The sequence below is a fragment of the Thiorhodococcus mannitoliphagus genome (genome assembly GCF_010915725.1).
In the GTDB taxonomy this organism is placed as follows: domain Bacteria; phylum Pseudomonadota; class Gammaproteobacteria; order Chromatiales; family Chromatiaceae; genus Thiorhodococcus; species Thiorhodococcus mannitoliphagus.
The window spans coordinates 1-16414 of the sequence record NZ_JAAIJR010000003.1 but is presented as its reverse complement, the minus strand read 5'-3'; the positions used below and the strand labels follow the sequence as shown (position 1 = coordinate 16414).

The 16414-nt window shown below is 63.0% G+C and carries 11 protein-coding genes; 3 read left to right on the top strand and 8 right to left on the bottom strand.

Annotated elements, in window-relative coordinates:
• Window positions 1–260: 260 nt before the first annotated feature.
• From G3480_RS01230 to G3480_RS01220, 3 genes are all read left to right on the top strand, one after another.
• A complete protein-coding gene (locus G3480_RS01230; RefSeq protein ID WP_164651834.1) occupies window positions 261–989 on the top strand; it encodes an SCO family protein in 729 nt (242 codons plus the stop codon).
• 345 nt (window positions 990–1334) lie between these two features.
• Window positions 1335–3641 carry a TonB-dependent receptor gene (locus G3480_RS01225; protein ID WP_164651833.1) on the top strand — a complete coding sequence of 769 codons (2307 nt, stop codon included), beginning with the start codon at window positions 1335–1337 and terminating at the stop codon, window positions 3639–3641.
• Between the two features lie 283 nt (window positions 3642–3924).
• Window positions 3925–5550, top strand: coding sequence for a cytochrome c/ABC transporter substrate-binding protein (locus G3480_RS01220; RefSeq protein WP_164651832.1), 1626 nt, complete (start codon window positions 3925–3927; stop codon window positions 5548–5550).
• On the opposite strand, the gene G3480_RS01215 is transcribed toward G3480_RS01220, so the two are convergent.
• From G3480_RS01215 to pstC, 8 genes are all read right to left on the bottom strand, one after another.
• Window positions 5547–6143 carry a TlpA family protein disulfide reductase gene (locus tag G3480_RS01215; protein WP_164651831.1) on the bottom strand — a complete coding sequence of 199 codons (597 nt, stop codon included), beginning with the start codon at window positions 6141–6143 and terminating at the stop codon, window positions 5547–5549. The genes G3480_RS01220 and G3480_RS01215 overlap by 4 nt on opposite strands.
• A gap of 4 nt (window positions 6144–6147) precedes the next feature.
• Window positions 6148–6525, bottom strand: a complete 378-nt coding sequence (locus G3480_RS01210; RefSeq protein WP_164651830.1) for a hypothetical protein — start codon at window positions 6523–6525, stop codon at window positions 6148–6150.
• Between the two features lie 141 nt (window positions 6526–6666).
• Window positions 6667–10107 (bottom strand): PKD domain-containing protein, encoded by a 3441-nt coding sequence (locus tag G3480_RS01205; RefSeq protein WP_164651829.1) that lies wholly within the window; start codon window positions 10105–10107, stop codon window positions 6667–6669.
• A gap of 1070 nt (window positions 10108–11177) precedes the next feature.
• A complete protein-coding gene (locus G3480_RS01200; protein ID WP_206171434.1) occupies window positions 11178–11957 on the bottom strand; it encodes a hypothetical protein in 780 nt (259 codons plus the stop codon).
• Window positions 11958–12288: 331 nt separating this feature from the next.
• Window positions 12289–13356 (bottom strand): phosphate ABC transporter substrate-binding protein PstS, encoded by a 1068-nt coding sequence (gene pstS, locus G3480_RS01195; RefSeq protein WP_164651828.1) that lies wholly within the window; start codon window positions 13354–13356, stop codon window positions 12289–12291.
• Window positions 13357–13378: 22 nt separating this feature from the next.
• The gene (gene pstB, locus G3480_RS01190) at window positions 13379–14203 is read right to left on the bottom strand and encodes a phosphate ABC transporter ATP-binding protein PstB (RefSeq protein WP_164651827.1); all 825 of its coding nucleotides are present in this window, start codon (window positions 14201–14203) and stop codon (window positions 13379–13381) included.
• Window positions 14204–14232: 29 nt separating this feature from the next.
• On the bottom strand, window positions 14233–15138 hold the full coding sequence (pstA, locus tag G3480_RS01185) for a phosphate ABC transporter permease PstA (protein WP_164651826.1): 906 nt from the start codon (window positions 15136–15138) through the stop codon (window positions 14233–14235).
• Window positions 15135–16109, bottom strand: coding sequence for a phosphate ABC transporter permease subunit PstC (gene pstC / locus G3480_RS01180; protein WP_164651825.1), 975 nt, complete (start codon window positions 16107–16109; stop codon window positions 15135–15137). The genes pstA and pstC overlap by 4 nt, the downstream gene beginning before the upstream one ends.
• Window positions 16110–16414 lie beyond the last annotated feature (305 nt).

Here is a 16414-nt window from a genome sequence, read left to right as displayed (position 1 = left end):
AGATGGGGCGGTGCGATGGGCAAAGTCCGTGCTCAGCGGTCTCAGTCTGGCCTCGCGGCCGAGCGGACTTGCCCATCTTGAAAGGCGCGGAGCTGGGGTGATGGGCACGCCCGTCGACCCCCGGCGCTCCGCATGAAGCTCATCGCGCGGGCTTTGCCCATCCTACGGGATCGGGACTCGAGGTCAGTTGTTTCTAGGAAGTCGTCTGGTGTTTCTAAATAGAGGAGCGGTGTCACGTGAGAAGGTTTAGACGAACAGGGTTGAGCAGGACAACGGGAGCTGCGCTGGGGGCGGCCGCTGGATTGACCGCCTTGGCGGCGGGCGCCTGGGCCATGGACCCGCACGCCGGGCATGCCGGTATGGAAGAGGGCCACTCGGCCCACCAGGCTGGGATGAGCCATGATCATGCGATGCACCAGATGCAGGAGACGGGGGCGTCCGCGGAATCGCCGGATCCGCATGCACATCATCGGGCCATGATGCAGGAGACCGCCTTCCAACGCTCGGAGCAGCGCTACGCGCTGCCCGACCGCAAGCTGGTGGACATGAACGGAAAGGAGACCAGTCTGCTGCGCGAGTTGGACAGCGGGAAGCCCGTCATCGTCAACTTCATCTTCACGACCTGCACCACGATCTGCCCGGTCCTGAGCGCGACCTTCAGCCAGGTGCAAGGAGCCTTGGGGGAGGGCGCGCAGGATGTTCGGATGATCTCCATCTCCATCGATCCGGAGGAGGACACGCCCGAGCGGCTGCGCGCCTATGCGGAGCGTTATCATGCCGGTCCGGAATGGCGCTTCTTCACCGGCAACCGCGACGACATCATCGCGATTCAGAAGGCCTTCGAGGTCTATCACGGGAACAAGATGAGTCATGAGCCGGCCATCTTGCTGCGCCAAACGGCGGGTGACCCCTGGGTGCGGCTCGATGGGTTCGCGAGCGCGGGTGATGTGATTAAGGAGTACCAGCACTTTCAGCGCGCCGATGGCTGAGTGCCAGAGCCATCCCTGGGAGTAGGCGCTGAGCGTCCAGGCCTGCCCCCACGCTTGGCCGGCCAAGCGGTTCAGTTGATTCGTTTTACTGATGTTTGTTCCAATGGTTCTTCGCTAGCCTAAGCTGCGTCGACTCCAGTTCTACAGGCGAGCGTGAATCTGGCTGTCGACTCAAAACGGTGCATAGCGTTCCGGGCGCGGTTTCATCCGACCCCATGATGGATACATGATTTTCGGGGAAATCACCCGACTTCTTTACGACAGACTTGGAGTCAAGGACATTGACAGGGCGGCATTGCTTCCTGGTCGGGGCCTCCTCCGGTCATTCAGGAGCTGTAACTAGAGATGCAACCCCGACTCAAGCCACTTACCGCGCTCATTGCGCTCTATGCCACGCAATCTCTCGCGGCGGATGATGTCTCCATCCTGAGCGAAGTCCTCGTCACGGCCCCTGGGGAATTGCCGCTGGATTCAGGCGCCACGACGCTGAACCGCGCCGAGATCGCGCCCAAGCGGGCGCGCACGAGCGATACCGCCAGTCTCCTCACGGACATCCCCGGTGTGAGCGCCCAGACTGGCGGAGGCCTGTCCAGCCTGCCGGTCATCCGCGGCCTGGCGGACGATCGCCTGCGCACCAAGGTGGACGGCATGGACCTCGTCGCCTCCTGTCCCAACCACATGAACTCGCCGCTGTCCTACATAGACCCTACCGCAGTGGAGAGCATCCAGGTCTATTCCGGCGTCACCCCGGTGAGCCTGGGGGGCGACAGCATTGGCGGCAGTATCCTGGTGCAGTCCGCGGCCCCCGCTTTTGCCGATCCCGGTGAGCGTCTCGTGAAGGGTGAGACGGGCATCTTCTATCGCAGCAATGGCGATAGCTGGGGCGGAAACCTCTCCGGTACCTATGCCACCGACAGCCTGAGCCTCACCTACACCGGCTCCTACGCCCAATCCGACAACTACAAGGCCGGCGGCGATTTCAAGGATTACGGTTTCACGGGTCGTCCGGGTCACATACTTGATTTGGATGAGGTGGGATCAACCGCCTATGAAGCCAGCAATCAGTCCGTCAAGTTCGGGTGGCAAAACGACGGCAACCTGGTGGACCTCACCTACGGCCGTCAGCACATCCCCTATGAGAACTATCCGAACCAGCGGATGGATATGACCGATAACCTCAGCGATCAGTTCAACCTGGCCTACACTGGCGAACTGGCTTGGGGAACACTGAAGGCACGGGCCTATTACGAGCACACCCAACACGAAATGGATTTCGGCGATGACAAGCGCTATTGGTACGGAGGTGCCTCTGGAGGTTCCGCCGCGTTAGAGGGTAACCCCTGTTCACCCATCTCAGGCGGGATGACGGGTTGCGCGGCCGGCATGCCAATGTACACCGACGGGAAAAATGGGGGGGTCACCCTCAGCGCCGAACTCCCCCTAGCCAGCGGAGACCTCGTGCGCCTCGGCGGTGAGTACCAGAACTACCGCCTGGACGACTGGTGGACACCCTCGGGCGCGAACATGTGGCCCTATACCTTCTGGAACATCAACGACGGACAACGCGACCGCTTCGCACTCTATGGCGAATGGGAAATCAGCAAGGATCGCTGGACGCACATCCTGGGCGTTCGCTTTGAGAATATCGCCATGGATGCAGGCCAAGTGCATGGCTATAACCTTGATTCCTACCCGACCACCGGGACCACGAGTCCGGTTAGTCAAACGCGGGACGCGTCGATCTTCAATACGCAGGACCGCGCTAAGACAGACCATAACTGGGATCTCTCGTGGCTCGCCCGCTTCACGCCGGCGGACACCCAGACCTACGAGATCGGCCTAGCCCAAAAGACCCGCTCACCCAACCTCTATGAGCGCTATACCTGGTCGACTTGGCAGATGGCTGCCTTCATGAACAACTTCGTCGGCGACGGCAACGGTTACGTCGGCAACTTGGATCTGAAGCCGGAGGTGGCGAGCACCCTGAGCCTCACCGCAGATTGGCACGACGCTGGTCAGCAACGCTGGGGTGTCAAGTTGACGCCTTATTACACCTATGTGCGCGACTACATCGACGCGGTGCAGTGGGACTCCGCGACCAACGCGCCCCGTGTCGTGCCGGTGGTCGACAACTTCACCGTGCTCAAGTATGTCAACCAATCCGCTTATCTCTACGGATTGGACCTCGCGGCGCACTATGTAGTGGCGAGCGGCACCGCTTATGGCGATTTTAGGCTCCAGGGTCTGGCAAGCTACACCAAGGGCGAGAACGACGACACCGACGACACTCTCTACAACATCATGCCGCTGAACGCCAAGCTCATCCTGACGCAGGAGCTCGGTCCCTGGCGTAATACCCTGGAAGGCGAGTTCGTAGCAGGCAAGGAGGATGTCTCGCAAGTGCGCAACGAGATGCAAACCGCCGGTTATGGGCTTGCGCATCTGCGCAGCCGCTATGAACGCAAGACCTGGAGCCTGGAAGTCGGTATCGAGAACCTGTTCGACCGCTTCTATGAACTGCCCCTGGGCGGAGCCTATGTCGGTCAGGGCACGACCATGACGATCCCGCCTGAGCCCAATGAACCCCAGTGGGGCACCCCAGTGCCGGGGCCTGGTCGTTCCATCTATGCCAGCCTCTCACTGAGTTTCTGACGTAGACGGGGCCAATCCATCGTGGCGTCGCTGAACACCCTAGCCGATCAGCAGCCCAGGAGGTTCGATGTCCGAATTGCTCCCCATCGCGACGAAAAGGCGAGAGGCCCTTTCTTTAGGTCGCAGGCATCGTCCGTCCGAGAGCAGGGCGATCGCGCCCCACCTTCTTGCACTGAGCCTGTTCTGGCCAGAAGCGCGGTCGAGGTGTCGGGATTCGGCTCCAGCCCGCTGGGCCGAGTGGCCGTCCACGCGCAGAGCGGTCCGGCTTGGCGTTGCCTCGACCTTGCTGCTGATCGGCTCCGTTGCCATGGGTGGCCAGCCGCCGTTGGCGGCCGATTCGGCTGAGCTATCCGAGGCGGTTGCGATCGGCAAGCGGATGTACCGCGAAGGACTTCTGCCGTCTGGAGGACTGATGTCCGGAATGGTTGCGGGAGACGTCCGATTGACCGGAACTCAAGTGATCTGCGGCGCTTGCCATCGCCGCAGCGGACTAGGAGCCGCGGAAGGCCAGGAGGTAGCGCCAGCGATCATCGGTGAAATGCTCTACCAGCCGCTCAGGACCCCCACGAGCCGTAACCCCCTCGCGCCGATGCAACGACCGGCCTACACGGATGCGACCCTGAAGAGGGCAATTCGAGAGGGTATCGACGCTGCGGGTCAACCGCTCGATCCGCTCATGCCGAGGTATCCGCTGACTGACGCTGAGCTGGACATCCTGCTGACCTATCTGAAATCACTGTCTCTCGACCCTTCCCCGGGAGTGACGGATCATGAAATCCACTTCGCGACCATCCTCGCTGACGGGATCGACCAGGAGACGCGAAAGGCCTTTCTCGATGTCTTCGAGCAGTTTATCGCCCTGAAGAACACGGAGACCCGCCACGAGGGCGCGCGCGCGGCGAATCCCCCCTGGCACAAGGAGTGGATCTTCGGTCCCTACCGCAAGTGGGTGCTTCACGTCTGGGATCTGAAAGGCCCGCCGGAGTCCTGGCAGTCCCAGCTCAGAGACCAATACCAGCAGCAACCCGTCTTCGCCGTCCTGAGCGGTATGGCGCCTGGACCCTGGCAGCCGATCCATGACTTCTGCGAAGAGACCCAGCTGCCTTGCCTCTTTCCGGTGACCGACCTGCCCGTCGTCGGTGACGGCGACGCTTACTCCGTCTATTTCTCGCGCGGGATGGCGCTGCAGGCCGACGGCATCGTCCGGCATCTCCGCGACGCAGACTTGGGCGGACGAGGGATCGTCCAAGTCTATCGGCCCGAGGATCCGAGGGCGTCGGTCGCGGCGGAGCAGTTGAGGCGACAGCTGGCATCGGACGGCGAGGAGGTCGAAGACATCCTCATCTCCGCCCCGGCGGCCCCGAGTGCGGCATTCTGGGACTCTCTGGCGAAGGGCAAGGATCCTGGCGCGCTCGTGATCTGGCTCGGCCAAGGGGACCTCGCGCAGCTGTGGGAGTCCAAGGCGAGCGGCGGTGAGACCCGGCTCTACCTCTCGACCAGCCTCACCGAGATCGACCCGGAACTCTTTCCTTTACAGGTCCGCGAACGCCTCTTCTTCGTCCTCACCCAGGAACTGCCAAGCAAACAGGCACGTCTCCTGGCCCGCTCGACGGGTTGGCTGCGCTCGAAAGGGGTGTATTCGCCCAAAGCCTCTGCCGTGCAAGGCGACGCCTACTTCACGCTCAAAATGGTTGGCGGTGCGCTCATCCAGATGCGTGGTTTTTTCCTGCGGGACTATCTGCTTGAACGTATCGAGCACATGGTCGACAGCGCCAACTACACCTCGGTCTATCCGCATGTCAGCCTGGCGCCGGGACAGCGTTTCCTGTCGCGATCGGCCTACATCGCGCAGTTGCCGGCGGATGGAGGCAAGGCGTTGGTCGCCGTGACGGATTGGCGCACGCCTTAAGGAAGGGTCGCTGTTCCTTCGCGGATGAGGGCCTGCAAGAGGTCCATGATCTCGGCGGAGTCCCAGTCCACCAGGCCTCGTCCGACGAAGCGCACGAAGCCCTGCCGATCCAAGACAAAGGTGGTAGGGATTAAGGTTGCGCCCCAGCGGTCGAAGCTGGCGCTGTCCCTGTCGAGCACCACTGGGAACCTGATGCCGAGCCGCCTGACCAGGGTCTTGACGCGGAGCGGCGCCTCCGCCAGGTTCACGCCAACGATCGCGAAGGGCATATCCTGCAATGCTGCGGCGAGCTGCTGGAGGCTCGGGATCTCCTCCAGGCAGGGGCGGCACCAGCTTGCCCAGAAGCTCACCAAGACGACCTTGCCTTTGAGTGTTGTGAGGTCCATGAGTTCGTCGTCGAGGTCCGGCAGGACCAGCTCTGGTGCGGCGGTTGCGGCGGGCGCGGGGGAGAGCACCCCGGCCGCCTCCGCGGCGCTCATGCACAGCGATAGACCGGCTGCGACCAGGACGATCCTCCCGCGCGAACGCCGCTTCAGTGCTAGGCTCGACGCTTTGCCGGGGCCGGCCGATCTCGCGTAGAGGCATGCCTGCATGAGGCTATTCCGCGGCGGGCTGGGACTCGGGCTTGGCCTCGGGGCAGACGTACTTGGACAACTGGTCTGAGATGCTCCCCGCCGAGATGGGCTCCATCTCCGGCTCAGGCTCGGCTTCGGTCATGCTTTGAAGGCTATCGCCCTCTGCCAGGTAGCGCACCCTCCGGGCATCGCAATCGAATTCCCGTTTGATGAAATGGTCATAGCCAGGCGCGGCGCGCTTGGCGACCAGAATCGGCCTGTTCGCGGTGCCAGACTGCTCGACGATGAAATAGTCGCCCTCCAGATCGGTCTGGATGTCGACGGGTGTCTCATCGGCCAGCGCGGGGGAGCCGACCAGCAACCCCGTGATGAGTGCAAGGCAAGCCTGGTCTGAACGCATGCTGAGTCTCCTGGATGTGAGCGAAGGGAATCTGTGTGCGCAAGGAAGGCCGTTGCGCGACCTGAAAAGACCCTGCCGGATTGCCCGGTCAGGGCCCATTCTCGCGGTCATTCTTGGCGGCGTCCTTGCCGCCTGAGCTGGCTACTGGTTGACGCAGGTGCTGTTCCAGTAGCTGCTGCTATGGCACACGGCGCAACCCACGGGTTCGCCCGCCCGGATCGTCCGTCCGCTGAAGGTGCGATCGGCGAGTGCGCGCGAGAGCACGGTCCCGCAACTGTTCCTGCGGCTGGTGCCGCCATGGCAGGTCGAGCAGTTGCCGAAGCTCTCACCGCGGCTGCCATGGGTGCCGCCGCTCGACCAGGGCGTACTGTCGAACGCGATCCGGTGTAAGCCGTGCGGGCCGTTGAGGTTGTTGCCCGGACTCGAGGAGTGGCAGGTGGTGCAGTCCGCGACCGTCCCGACGTGCCCTTGCAGCTGCTTGGCCGTGACATTGTCGTTGGCGTTCGGATTGGCGTTCGGCCACTCCGCATGGGTTGCGCCGTGGCAGCCCTCGCACATGACGCCGCCGTGGCCAGTACTGACCCGGTAGAGCTGCGGGTTGCCCGCGCCTGGGTTGGCGAAGCCGTTGAAGCTCGCCGGCACCTCGGGCTCGGCAAAGCGCTTGTTGGTCGGCACGATGGGCGTGGCCTTGGGGTCGGCCGGTTCGCCCTGGTTGTTCACCCGGTAAGCGACGCGCAGGCGGATGTCGTCCAGATTGTCGTTGGTGTCGCGGGTGTTGACGACGGTGCCCGTGGTTCCAGCGAGGTTGTTGCTCGCGTCACCCGTGTGGCAGGAGCCGCAGCCTGGCTCGTTGGCCCAGGGCACGCGCGGTTGGGCGCTGTTCGGGTCATAGAAATCCCCGAGATTCAGCGCGAAGGCACCTGGATTGCTCGGCGAGACCCCCGCGGAGAAATCGTTGCCGACGTGGTTCATGTCGCCGTGGCAGTCGCTGCACACCATGCCGCCGTTGAACATGGCACCGCGCAGACACTGCACCTTGGTGCCTGGGTGGCACTGGTAGCAGGTGTCTTCCAGGGCGGACAGGCGCTCGCTCTGATTGGCGATGATGCCGTCGAGCCCCTGCTCTGGGGCCGGGATGGAGGGGAAGAGGCTGCTGAATTGCCCATGGTGGTTGTGCATCACCCGCGAGTTGCTTTGATGCGCGAGCTGATTGCGGCCATTCGCCTCGGTTCCGACGGGCCCCGTCTTGGGGCCGACATGGGCGAGGTCGAGCGCCGGGGTGTAGTGACACACCTGGCAGACCACCGGTTCCTTCTGCACCAATGCCTTGTTGGTCAGGCAGTTGGCGTCGCCGTTACCCGCGCCGTCCGTGTCGACGCTGATGTCGCAGGGTGCGGGTGCCGCCGTGCCGTTACCCGAGGGTGCAACGTAGTTGGCCCCGTGCGTCAGGTCGTGTAGACGCAAGACATTGATGTCTGCGGCATACTCCAGGCTGACCTTGGGCGGCATATCGCTGTCCGGGTCGTCCAGGGTCGTCGCCACAGGCAGACCGGCGTCCGACAAGGCATTGGTTGGTCCGTTGGTACGGTTTCCGGTGCCATGCACACTGGCATAGTCCGTCGAGGTGGTGTGGCAGTTGGCGCAGCTGGCTTCACCCGAGATGGGCAGCACCGTATCCACGGTGGAGAGCGTCGTGCCGGCGGCGTTCCTGGCCTGCACCCGCACCAGCGGGTAGGCGTTCTCCCGGCCGAAATCGTCGTAGGCCGCGAAGGGAATGCCAGCCCCCTCGAACCAGTTGACGCCCTCGGCCACGTAGCCGAAGGGGAAGCCGACGAAGAAGGGCTTGTCGGTGTAGTGCTCCTGCACCAGTTGCGGCGCATTGCCGAGGTTGTTGGGGCCATAGGGATTGTCGATGCCCGGCATGGCATGTTGGACGGCGTCGATGACACCCGTGCCGCCGGGGACGACGTTGCCGTTGCTGATGTACAGCGTCTCCAAATTCGGCACCGGCAGGCCCAGGTCCGCGGTCATCAGGCCGTCGATATCGAAGGGGTAGAAGGCGTTGTAGATCCCGCCCGCGATGGCGCTGGACCAGAAGTTGGTCTTGTAGGTATCGCCATTGGCCAAGACGCCGTCGAAGACCCCCTCGCTGAGGATGGGGTCGTTCGGGTTGGAGGTTGCCGAGTAGAAGACGCTTACACCGTCCGGATTCAGTGTGGGCTCGGCTCCCTTCAGGATGACCTGAGCGAGCAGCACCTGGAAGGGCGGTAGGATGCTGGAGACGCGGGTGTCCAGATCGCCGCAGTGCATCCCGAGATCATTGATCGCCAGCACGCTGTAGCTGTTGTTGGGGACGATCGACTGCTCCGGGACCTGGTTCTCCGGACACCCAGACTGACTGGTTGAGCTGATGGAGATGCCCGTCGGATCGGCCGAATTGCAAAGGGCGACGCTGCCGGTGATGGATGCCGTCGTGCCCGCGGATGCGGATGCGCCGTCATTGTCGGTGACCGTCAGCGTCACGGTGTAGGTCCCGGCGGTGGTATAGGTGTGCGTTGGACTCGCGCCGCTGGCGTTGCTGCCGTCGCCGAAGCTCCAGGCGTAGGAGGCGATGCTGCCATCCGGGTCGCGGGAGCCAGTGCTGGTGAAGCTGACCGTTGCACCTGTCGTCCCGCTATAGGGTCCGTTAGCGTTGGCCGTCGGTGGCTGGTTCGGTGGCGGTGTTTCGGTGATGTCGACCGATGCCGTGTCGCTGGCGGTCGCGCCATCGTTGTCCGTGACGGTGAGCGTTGCGGTGAAGGCGCCCACCGTGCTGTAGATATGACTCGGGTTGGCGCCGCTGCCATTGCTGCCGTCGCCGAAGCTCCAGGCGTAGGAGGCGATGCTGCCGTCCGGATCCGTTGAGCCGGTGCTGCTGAAGCTCACTGCCGTGCCCGTGGCTCCGCTATAGGGACCATTGGCGTTTGCCGTCGGCGACTGATTGGTCGGCGGCACGTCGGTGATGGTGACCGATGCCGTGTCGCTGGCGGTCGCGCCATCGTTGTCTGTGATGGTCAGCGTCGCGGTATAGGCGCCCGCCGTGCTGTAGGTATGACTCGGGTTGGCGCCGCTGCCATTGCTGCCGTCGCCGAAGCTCCAGGCGTAGGAGGCAATGCTGCCGTCCGGATCCGTCGAGCCGGCGCTGCTGAAGCGCACCGTCGTGCCCGTCGTCGCGCTGTAGGGTCCGTTGGCGTTGGCATTTGGCGACTGATTCCCATCGCCAGGAGACTTCGGCGAACAGTTGTCGGGTGCACCGCTGACATCGCGCTCGACGGTCTGTCCGTCGGACTGGGTGGCGCGCACTCGGCAAGGGACGGGGCGTGGTCTGGTGTCACGGATGCTCCATCGACTCCGCTCGATGCGGTCGCTGCCCAGGACCTGCGATGAGTCGTAGGCGTTGACCAGCGTGACCGTCCGCCGGCGGTCGCCCCGACCGGACATTTCCAGGCGACTGCGGCTGCTGCGCCATTCCGCGCTGCTGATGGAGAGCTGTGAGGAAGATTCGTCTTCATCATCAGCCTGGGCCGGGCTTGCGGTCATCATAATCGCTGCGGTGATGGCAAAGACGGCGATTATCCCGCCGCGAGAACCGACGCATCCGCCCGGGGGCGAATGGCTCGGACAACAGTCGTTTCTGGGTTGTTTCATCTCAATCCCCATTGGTCTTTGGTGGGCCTTATTGTTGGACGTCCTGGATCTGGCCGGATCCGGGATCTGGGTCGGGTAGCGGGCGTCTACTTCCTGATGGTTGGGCTGGGACGCGACCCAGTCGCGCTCCGCGCACGGGAACTCTGCGGTTCTTGCCTATTAGTAATAGCGCCAGCGTGCGTGCGGGCGCTTCGATTGGACGCAGCCGCTTCCGTGCGAGTCGCTCTGGGGATGTTCGGCCGAAGTCTGGTGGGTCGAGACGTGACGCCTATATTCAGTCGTCTTCATGCGGGATCACCTCGCAATGGCCCGGATCTGGCGTGACAGCCGGCTGCTCGCCCGGCTGTGAGCGACCGAGTCCTGTCAATCGCCACGCATCCGTGCGCGATACCTGTTGACCGATCGCCAGCCGATCCGGAGCAGACTGGTGTGGGTCACGAATCCCTCACCGCTGAGTCTGCCGATTCAAACCTTAAGACAACCTTAAGATTGCCCCAAGTTGCATCATTTTTGACCTATTGCTTTACACAGGTATTCTCGTGCGCATCTGATGATGCCGCACGCGGTTTGAAGCGAGTTCATCGCAACGGGGAAGCGAACAGCGAATTGATGCGCTGAATGTGGGGCTATTCCCCCATCCCGCGATGCGCTCCGCGTTCAGTACGACACTGAGACCTGAGAACGAAGCATCAGCCACGGACCGCGGAGAACAAACAGACGAGTGGGCCCCTAGCGGATTCACCAAGACCTCAGATTCGCGCTCCCTCGGCATCTTGGCGACTGCAATCGTCGGGGGGCAAGACTTGGATGGGCGCGCGCCGGATGCTTCGGGCGGATATTCGACAGCGGAGGGCTGGTCGCGAAAGGAAGGGGCGCTTTGGGGCAACCAGTCATGCGATCTGGGGCCTGGTGTTGGTGGTCTCGCTAGGGAGATTGCTGCTCGGCGCTGCGTCTTCTCTGGCAGTTCAGCAGCAATCCGGGCGGTCTGCAGAGGTCGATCCAGGTTGGCAATGTGCCCCCGTCGATGCTCCTTGCACTTTCCCCAGTTCGGTCGCAAGGGGCGAAGGCTGTACCTGCTGCCTTTGGTCTGCGAGCAGATAGCGCCGATCGGCCGTGGACTCAAGCAGTGCGGCGAGTCGGCTGCGCAAGCCTGGTACCGCGCGCATTGCCTTGAAGGAGCCCTTGCGATGGCCCTTGATAAGCGACGAGGGGTCGAAATAGGCCTTTGCGTTCTGAAGATCGAGGACGAAGGGCGGCTGCCCCTGGCGCAACAGAATGTGACTCATGAGCAAGGCACCGGTGCGGTGGTTGCCCTCGAAGAAAAGCTGCGGCTCAGAGAGCATCTGAATGTAGACGCCGGCGGCGCGCCTCCACGCCGTCGGGTGATGATGGTCCGCTAGATAGTTCATCAGCGCCCGCACGCCACCGCGGTTATCGTCGTCGTAGAAGCGCTGCATCGTTAGGCGGAAGTGAGGTGAGCATTGTTGCAGCGCTGGATCCGCATCCTCGCAGACGATCACGCAGTTGAGCTGCAGCAGTCGTTCTGAATTGCCGCGCTCAAGCAGGTCGACATCCCAGTGCTGCAACAGGTCGACGAAGCGATAACCGGCCAGCATGCGCTCGAGCACTTCGTCGCTAAAGGGGTCGCGCGGTGTGTCGAGACTGGCGTTGATGCGGTCGAAGTCTTGTTGTACGGCGCGTAGCGAGCGCTCAATGGCATCCAGGTCGAGGCGGGGCGTTGGCACGGGGCTTCCTTGTTCTGGGCTGAGAGATGGTCTCATTACGGAGCGCCCTATGATGCAGCAGATCGACGCCGAAATGCGAAGACGCAGTCTAGGAGCCTGTCCGACTTAGGATGAATCGGCTGCGGAATCGGGAGAAGGGTCCCTTTCGCCCCGCTTTTTCGTTACATAGAACCACTATGCGCCTCAAAACCGGAACGAAATGGCCTCGCTCTCCCACTTCCTCGCTTCGATCCCCCAAGTCGGACAGGCTCCTAGGGCGTCAAGTCCGGCTCCTAGGAAGCAAAGACCTTGAACCCGATTACAGCCGCCAGCGGCACCAATCAGAGCCCGACTATTGGATGCGCGCGAGCGCTGCTCTCGCCTTGCCGATCATCACCTCCGGCAGCGGGATGTAGCCCATTTCTTCGGCGATGGCCTGTCCCTTGTCCAGGCCCCAGTTGATGGCACCCTTCAGCGCCTGCGAGACCTCGGGATTCGCGTAATGCTCATAGAGCAGCAGCCAGCTGTAGCTGACGATGGGGTAGGCGTTGTCCCCGGTAGGATCCGGGAGATAGACACGGAGATCGGCAGGGATCTCATCGGCTGACGCGAGCGCAGCCTGACCCGTCTTGGCTCCCGGCACGACGAAGGCGCCAGACTGGTTCTGAAGGGCAGCCATCGGCAGCTTCAGGCGCTGAGCAAAGTCGTAGGCCATGAATCCGATGGCCCCATCCGTGAGCGTGACGAGTTGGGCGACGCCCTCGTTCCCACGTGCCGTGAGGGCGTTGCCTGGCCAGTCGACGACTTTACCCACACCAGGGCCATCTGTCTTCCAGCTCGGGTCGACCCTGCCCAGGTGGTTGGTGAAGGCGAAGGTGGTGCCGCTCGAATCACGGCGGACGACCGTTACGATGGCTTTGTGCGGCAGGTCCAGGTCCGGATTGGCGTCGCGGATGCGCGGATGGTCCCAGTAGCTGAGCTTGCCTGCGAAGATATCGAGATAGACGCTCCGAGGTAGCTTCAGACTGTCCCCGACGCCCGGGATGTTATAGGCCAGCACCACCATGCCGGCCGTCATGGGTAGCATGATCGCGCCCTTGGCCGGGTCGACCTTGGCTAGCTCCGCGTCATTCATGGCCGCGTCGCTCGCACCAAAGTCCAGGCTGCCCTCCAGGAAGCCCTTGACGCCGGATCCGCTTCCCACTCCTTCGTACTTGAAGGTGACCTCGGGATGCTGGCGGCCGTAGTCCTGGATCCAACGCTCGTAGAGTGGCTGGGGAAAGGTTGCCCCGGCACCTTGGATGATGAGTTTGGCTTCAGCCGCCGCAGATCGGGCGGGCTGGACGCTGTAGAAGAAGACTAGCGCAGCGACGGCGAGTACCGTCGCGAGACTGTTCGCCAGACGAATCTTGCCCTTCATGTGCCGTCTCCAGATCGCTTGGTCAGCTGAACTCGCCAGAGATGTATTCCTTGGTCAGCTGCTCTCTGGGGGCTTCGAAGATCTGCCGCGTGGGACCCATCTCGACCAGATAGCCGGTCCGACCGCCTCGCGAAATGTCCACGGAGAAGAAGGCCGTGGTGTCGGCGACGCGGGTTGCCTGTTGCATGTTGTGCGTCACCAGGGCGACCGTGTAGTTCTGCTTGAGTTCGAGCATCAACTCCTCGACCTGGCGCGTCGCGATGGGGTCGAGCGCCGAGCAGGGCTCGTCCATCAGCAGGACATCGGGCTCGGTTGCAATGGCGCGCGCGATGCACAGGCGCTGCTGCTGACCGCCTGAGAGCGAGAGTCCGCTGTTCTTGAGCTTGTCTTTGACCTCTTTCCATAGCGCCGCTCGCTTGAGGGCGCGCTCCACCCGCTCTTCGAGGTCGCCCTTGAAGCGGTTGAGCCGCAGACCGAAGGCGACGTTATCGAAGATGCTCATGGAAAAGGGATTGGGCTGCTGGAAGACCATGCCGATGTAGCGGCGGACCACGACGGGGTCGACCTTCTTCGCGTAGATGTCCTGACCGTGATACATCACAGAGCCTTCAAAGCGGAAGGCGGAGATCAGGTCGTTCATGCGGTTGAGGCTGCGCAGCACGGTCGATTTTCCGCAGCCGGATGGTCCGATGAAGCCGGTGATCTTTTTCTTCTCGATGGGGACCGTGGAGTCGCGCACGGCGAGGAAGTCGCCGTAGAAGATATTGTTGACATTACAGTCGATGACGATGTCACCGGCGGCCTGGAAGGGTTCTGCGACGAAGAGCGCTTCAGCGATTGCGTTCATGGTTAACTCTCTACCTAAATGTGTACGCGTCAGACCTTCGGTCGACCGACGAGACGGGCCAGGATGTTGAATAGGAGCACGATCAGCACGAGCACCAGTGAGGCGGTCCAGGCCAGCTCGATCTGGTTCTCGAACGGCATGCCGGAGAAGTTGTAGATGAGGATGGAGAGCGAGGCGGTGGGCTCTGCCAGCTCCGAAATGTAGTAATTGCTGAAGAGGGCGGTGAAGAGCAGCGGCGCGGACTCCCCGGCGGCGCCCGCAACGGCGAGCATGACCCCGGTGAGAATGCCCGGCAGCCCGGTCGGCAGCACCACCTTCCAGATGACCTCCGTCTGCGTGCAGCCCATGCCGTAGGCGGCATCCTTCATCTTCTGCGGTACCTGCGCCATGGCCTCCTCGGCCGCGAGCACAAGGGTCGGCAGCATGAGCACGGCCAGGGCGACACCACCGGCCAGCGCCGAGTAGCCCCAGTGGATCACGACCACGGCATAGACGAAGACGCCGGCCAGGATGGAGGGGAAGCCCGTCAGCACCTTGGCCAGGAAGCGCGAGGTGGTGGCGATCTTGCTCGTTGGGTCCAGCACGCCGAGATAGACGGCGGCGAGGATACCGAAGGGGACGCTGATGGCCGAGGCGATGCCGACCATGACCAGGGTTCCCAGGATCGCCGGACCGATACCGCCGCCGATCTCGAAGCCAGCGGGCGGTAGGCCGGTGAGAACCTCCACCACATCGGCCCCGAAGAGGCGTGTTCCGCCTTGAGCCAGCAACATGTAGATCACAGAGAAGAGCGGGATCGAGGCGAGTAGGGCAGCGATCCAAGTCAGACTGGTCAGGAATCCACTTTTGAGCGCCCTCGGCTCGAGCGCCTGGTAATCGAGCTGAGGTAGCGCAAAGGCGCCCTCTAGGCGCGATGTCGAATCGATGTCGCTCATTTCTTACCCTCGAACTTGCGGACGGTGTATTGCTGCACCGCGAGTCCCACGACATTGACCAGAAAGGTGATCGCGAGCAGCACCAGGGCGGCGTACATCAGCGCTTGAACCTCGACCTGGCCGGCCTCGGGAAAGTTGGAGGCAAGCAAGGAGGCGAGCGTGTTCGCTGGCGAGAAGAGCGACATGCTGATTTGGTTGGAGTTGCCGATCAGCATGGCCAGCGCCATGGTCTCTCCCAGGGCGCGACCGAAGCCGAGCACCAGGGCGGCCAAAATACCTGAGGAGGCGGTGGGCAGCATGACCTTGAGGATGGCCTCCCAACGGGTCGTGCCCAGGCCGTAGGCGGCCTCCTTGACCTTGTAGGGAATCCGCCGGAAGGCGTCCACCGAGATGGCGGCGACCGTCGGTAGGATCATGATGGCGAGCACCAGCGCGGCGGGTGCCATGCCCGGCCCGGCGAGGTCGGTGCCGAAGAGCGGAAACCAGCCCAGCGTCTCGTGCAGCCATTCCGCCGCCGGCTTGAGCAGCGGGATGAGGACGTAGATGCCCCAGAGGCCATAGACGACCGAGGGGATGGCCGCGAGCATCTCGACGATGGTGCGGAAGATGGTCGCCATCCGGTGATGGATGAAGTCCTGGGTCAGAAAGATCGCAATGGAGATGCCGAAGATGCCGCCGAGCACCAGGGCCAACAGCGAGCTGTAGAGGGTGCCCCAGATCTCCGGCAGGACGCTGAACTCTTCCTTGCTGACGTTCCAGGTCGTTCCGGTGATGAACCCCAGACCATATTCGGTCACGGCCGGCATGGCCTTCTCGCCGATCTCCCAGAGGATGTAGGCGACCAGCAGGATGATGATGAAGGCGCTGGCGAAGGCGATGCTGCGAAAAATGCGATCGGCAGCGTACTCGACAGAGGAGGGTGGTCCGGAGATTCCGCTGGCAGCATCCGCCGCACGAAAGAGGTTACTCATGGTTTTCCTTCAAGCATTGACGAAAGAGATCGGGCTTGCCTGCGTCGACCGAGCCTGAGATGGCTGGGGACTCGTTCGAAAGCCTTGATGGCCTGTGGCCAAGCGGCTCGAGCTATCGCGCGAAAGCCGATCCGCGCTGTGGCGGATCGGCTCCCTGTTGGCCGGGGCGGGGATGGATCGAGGCCCGCCAGGTCGGGGGGGGGGGGGGGGGGGGGGGCCCCCCCCCCCCCCCCCCCAGGCCGGGGGAAGTTTTTTTGGGGGGGGGGGGGAGTGATGAGGCAACAAAAGAGGGGGGGGGGGGTTGT

Excerpts from the sequence above, each read along its gene's own strand:
- G3480_RS01225 (WP_164651833.1), top strand. The coding sequence starts at position 1,335 with ATGCAACCCCGACTCAAGCCACTTACCGCGCTCATTGCGCTCTATGCC.
- G3480_RS01215 (WP_164651831.1), bottom strand. The coding sequence starts at position 6,143 with ATGCAGGCATGCCTCTACGCGAGATCGGCCGGCCCCGGCAAAGCGTCG.
- G3480_RS01210 (WP_164651830.1), bottom strand. The coding sequence starts at position 6,525 with ATGCGTTCAGACCAGGCTTGCCTTGCACTCATCACGGGGTTGCTGGTC.
- G3480_RS01205 (WP_164651829.1), bottom strand. The coding sequence starts at position 10,107 with ATGATGACCGCAAGCCCGGCCCAGGCTGATGATGAAGACGAATCTTCC.
- pstS (WP_164651828.1), bottom strand. The coding sequence starts at position 13,356 with ATGAAGGGCAAGATTCGTCTGGCGAACAGTCTCGCGACGGTACTCGCC.
- pstB (WP_164651827.1), bottom strand. The coding sequence starts at position 14,203 with ATGAACGCAATCGCTGAAGCGCTCTTCGTCGCAGAACCCTTCCAGGCC.
- pstA (WP_164651826.1), bottom strand. The coding sequence starts at position 15,138 with ATGAGCGACATCGATTCGACATCGCGCCTAGAGGGCGCCTTTGCGCTA.
- pstC (WP_164651825.1), bottom strand. The coding sequence starts at position 16,109 with ATGAGTAACCTCTTTCGTGCGGCGGATGCTGCCAGCGGAATCTCCGGA.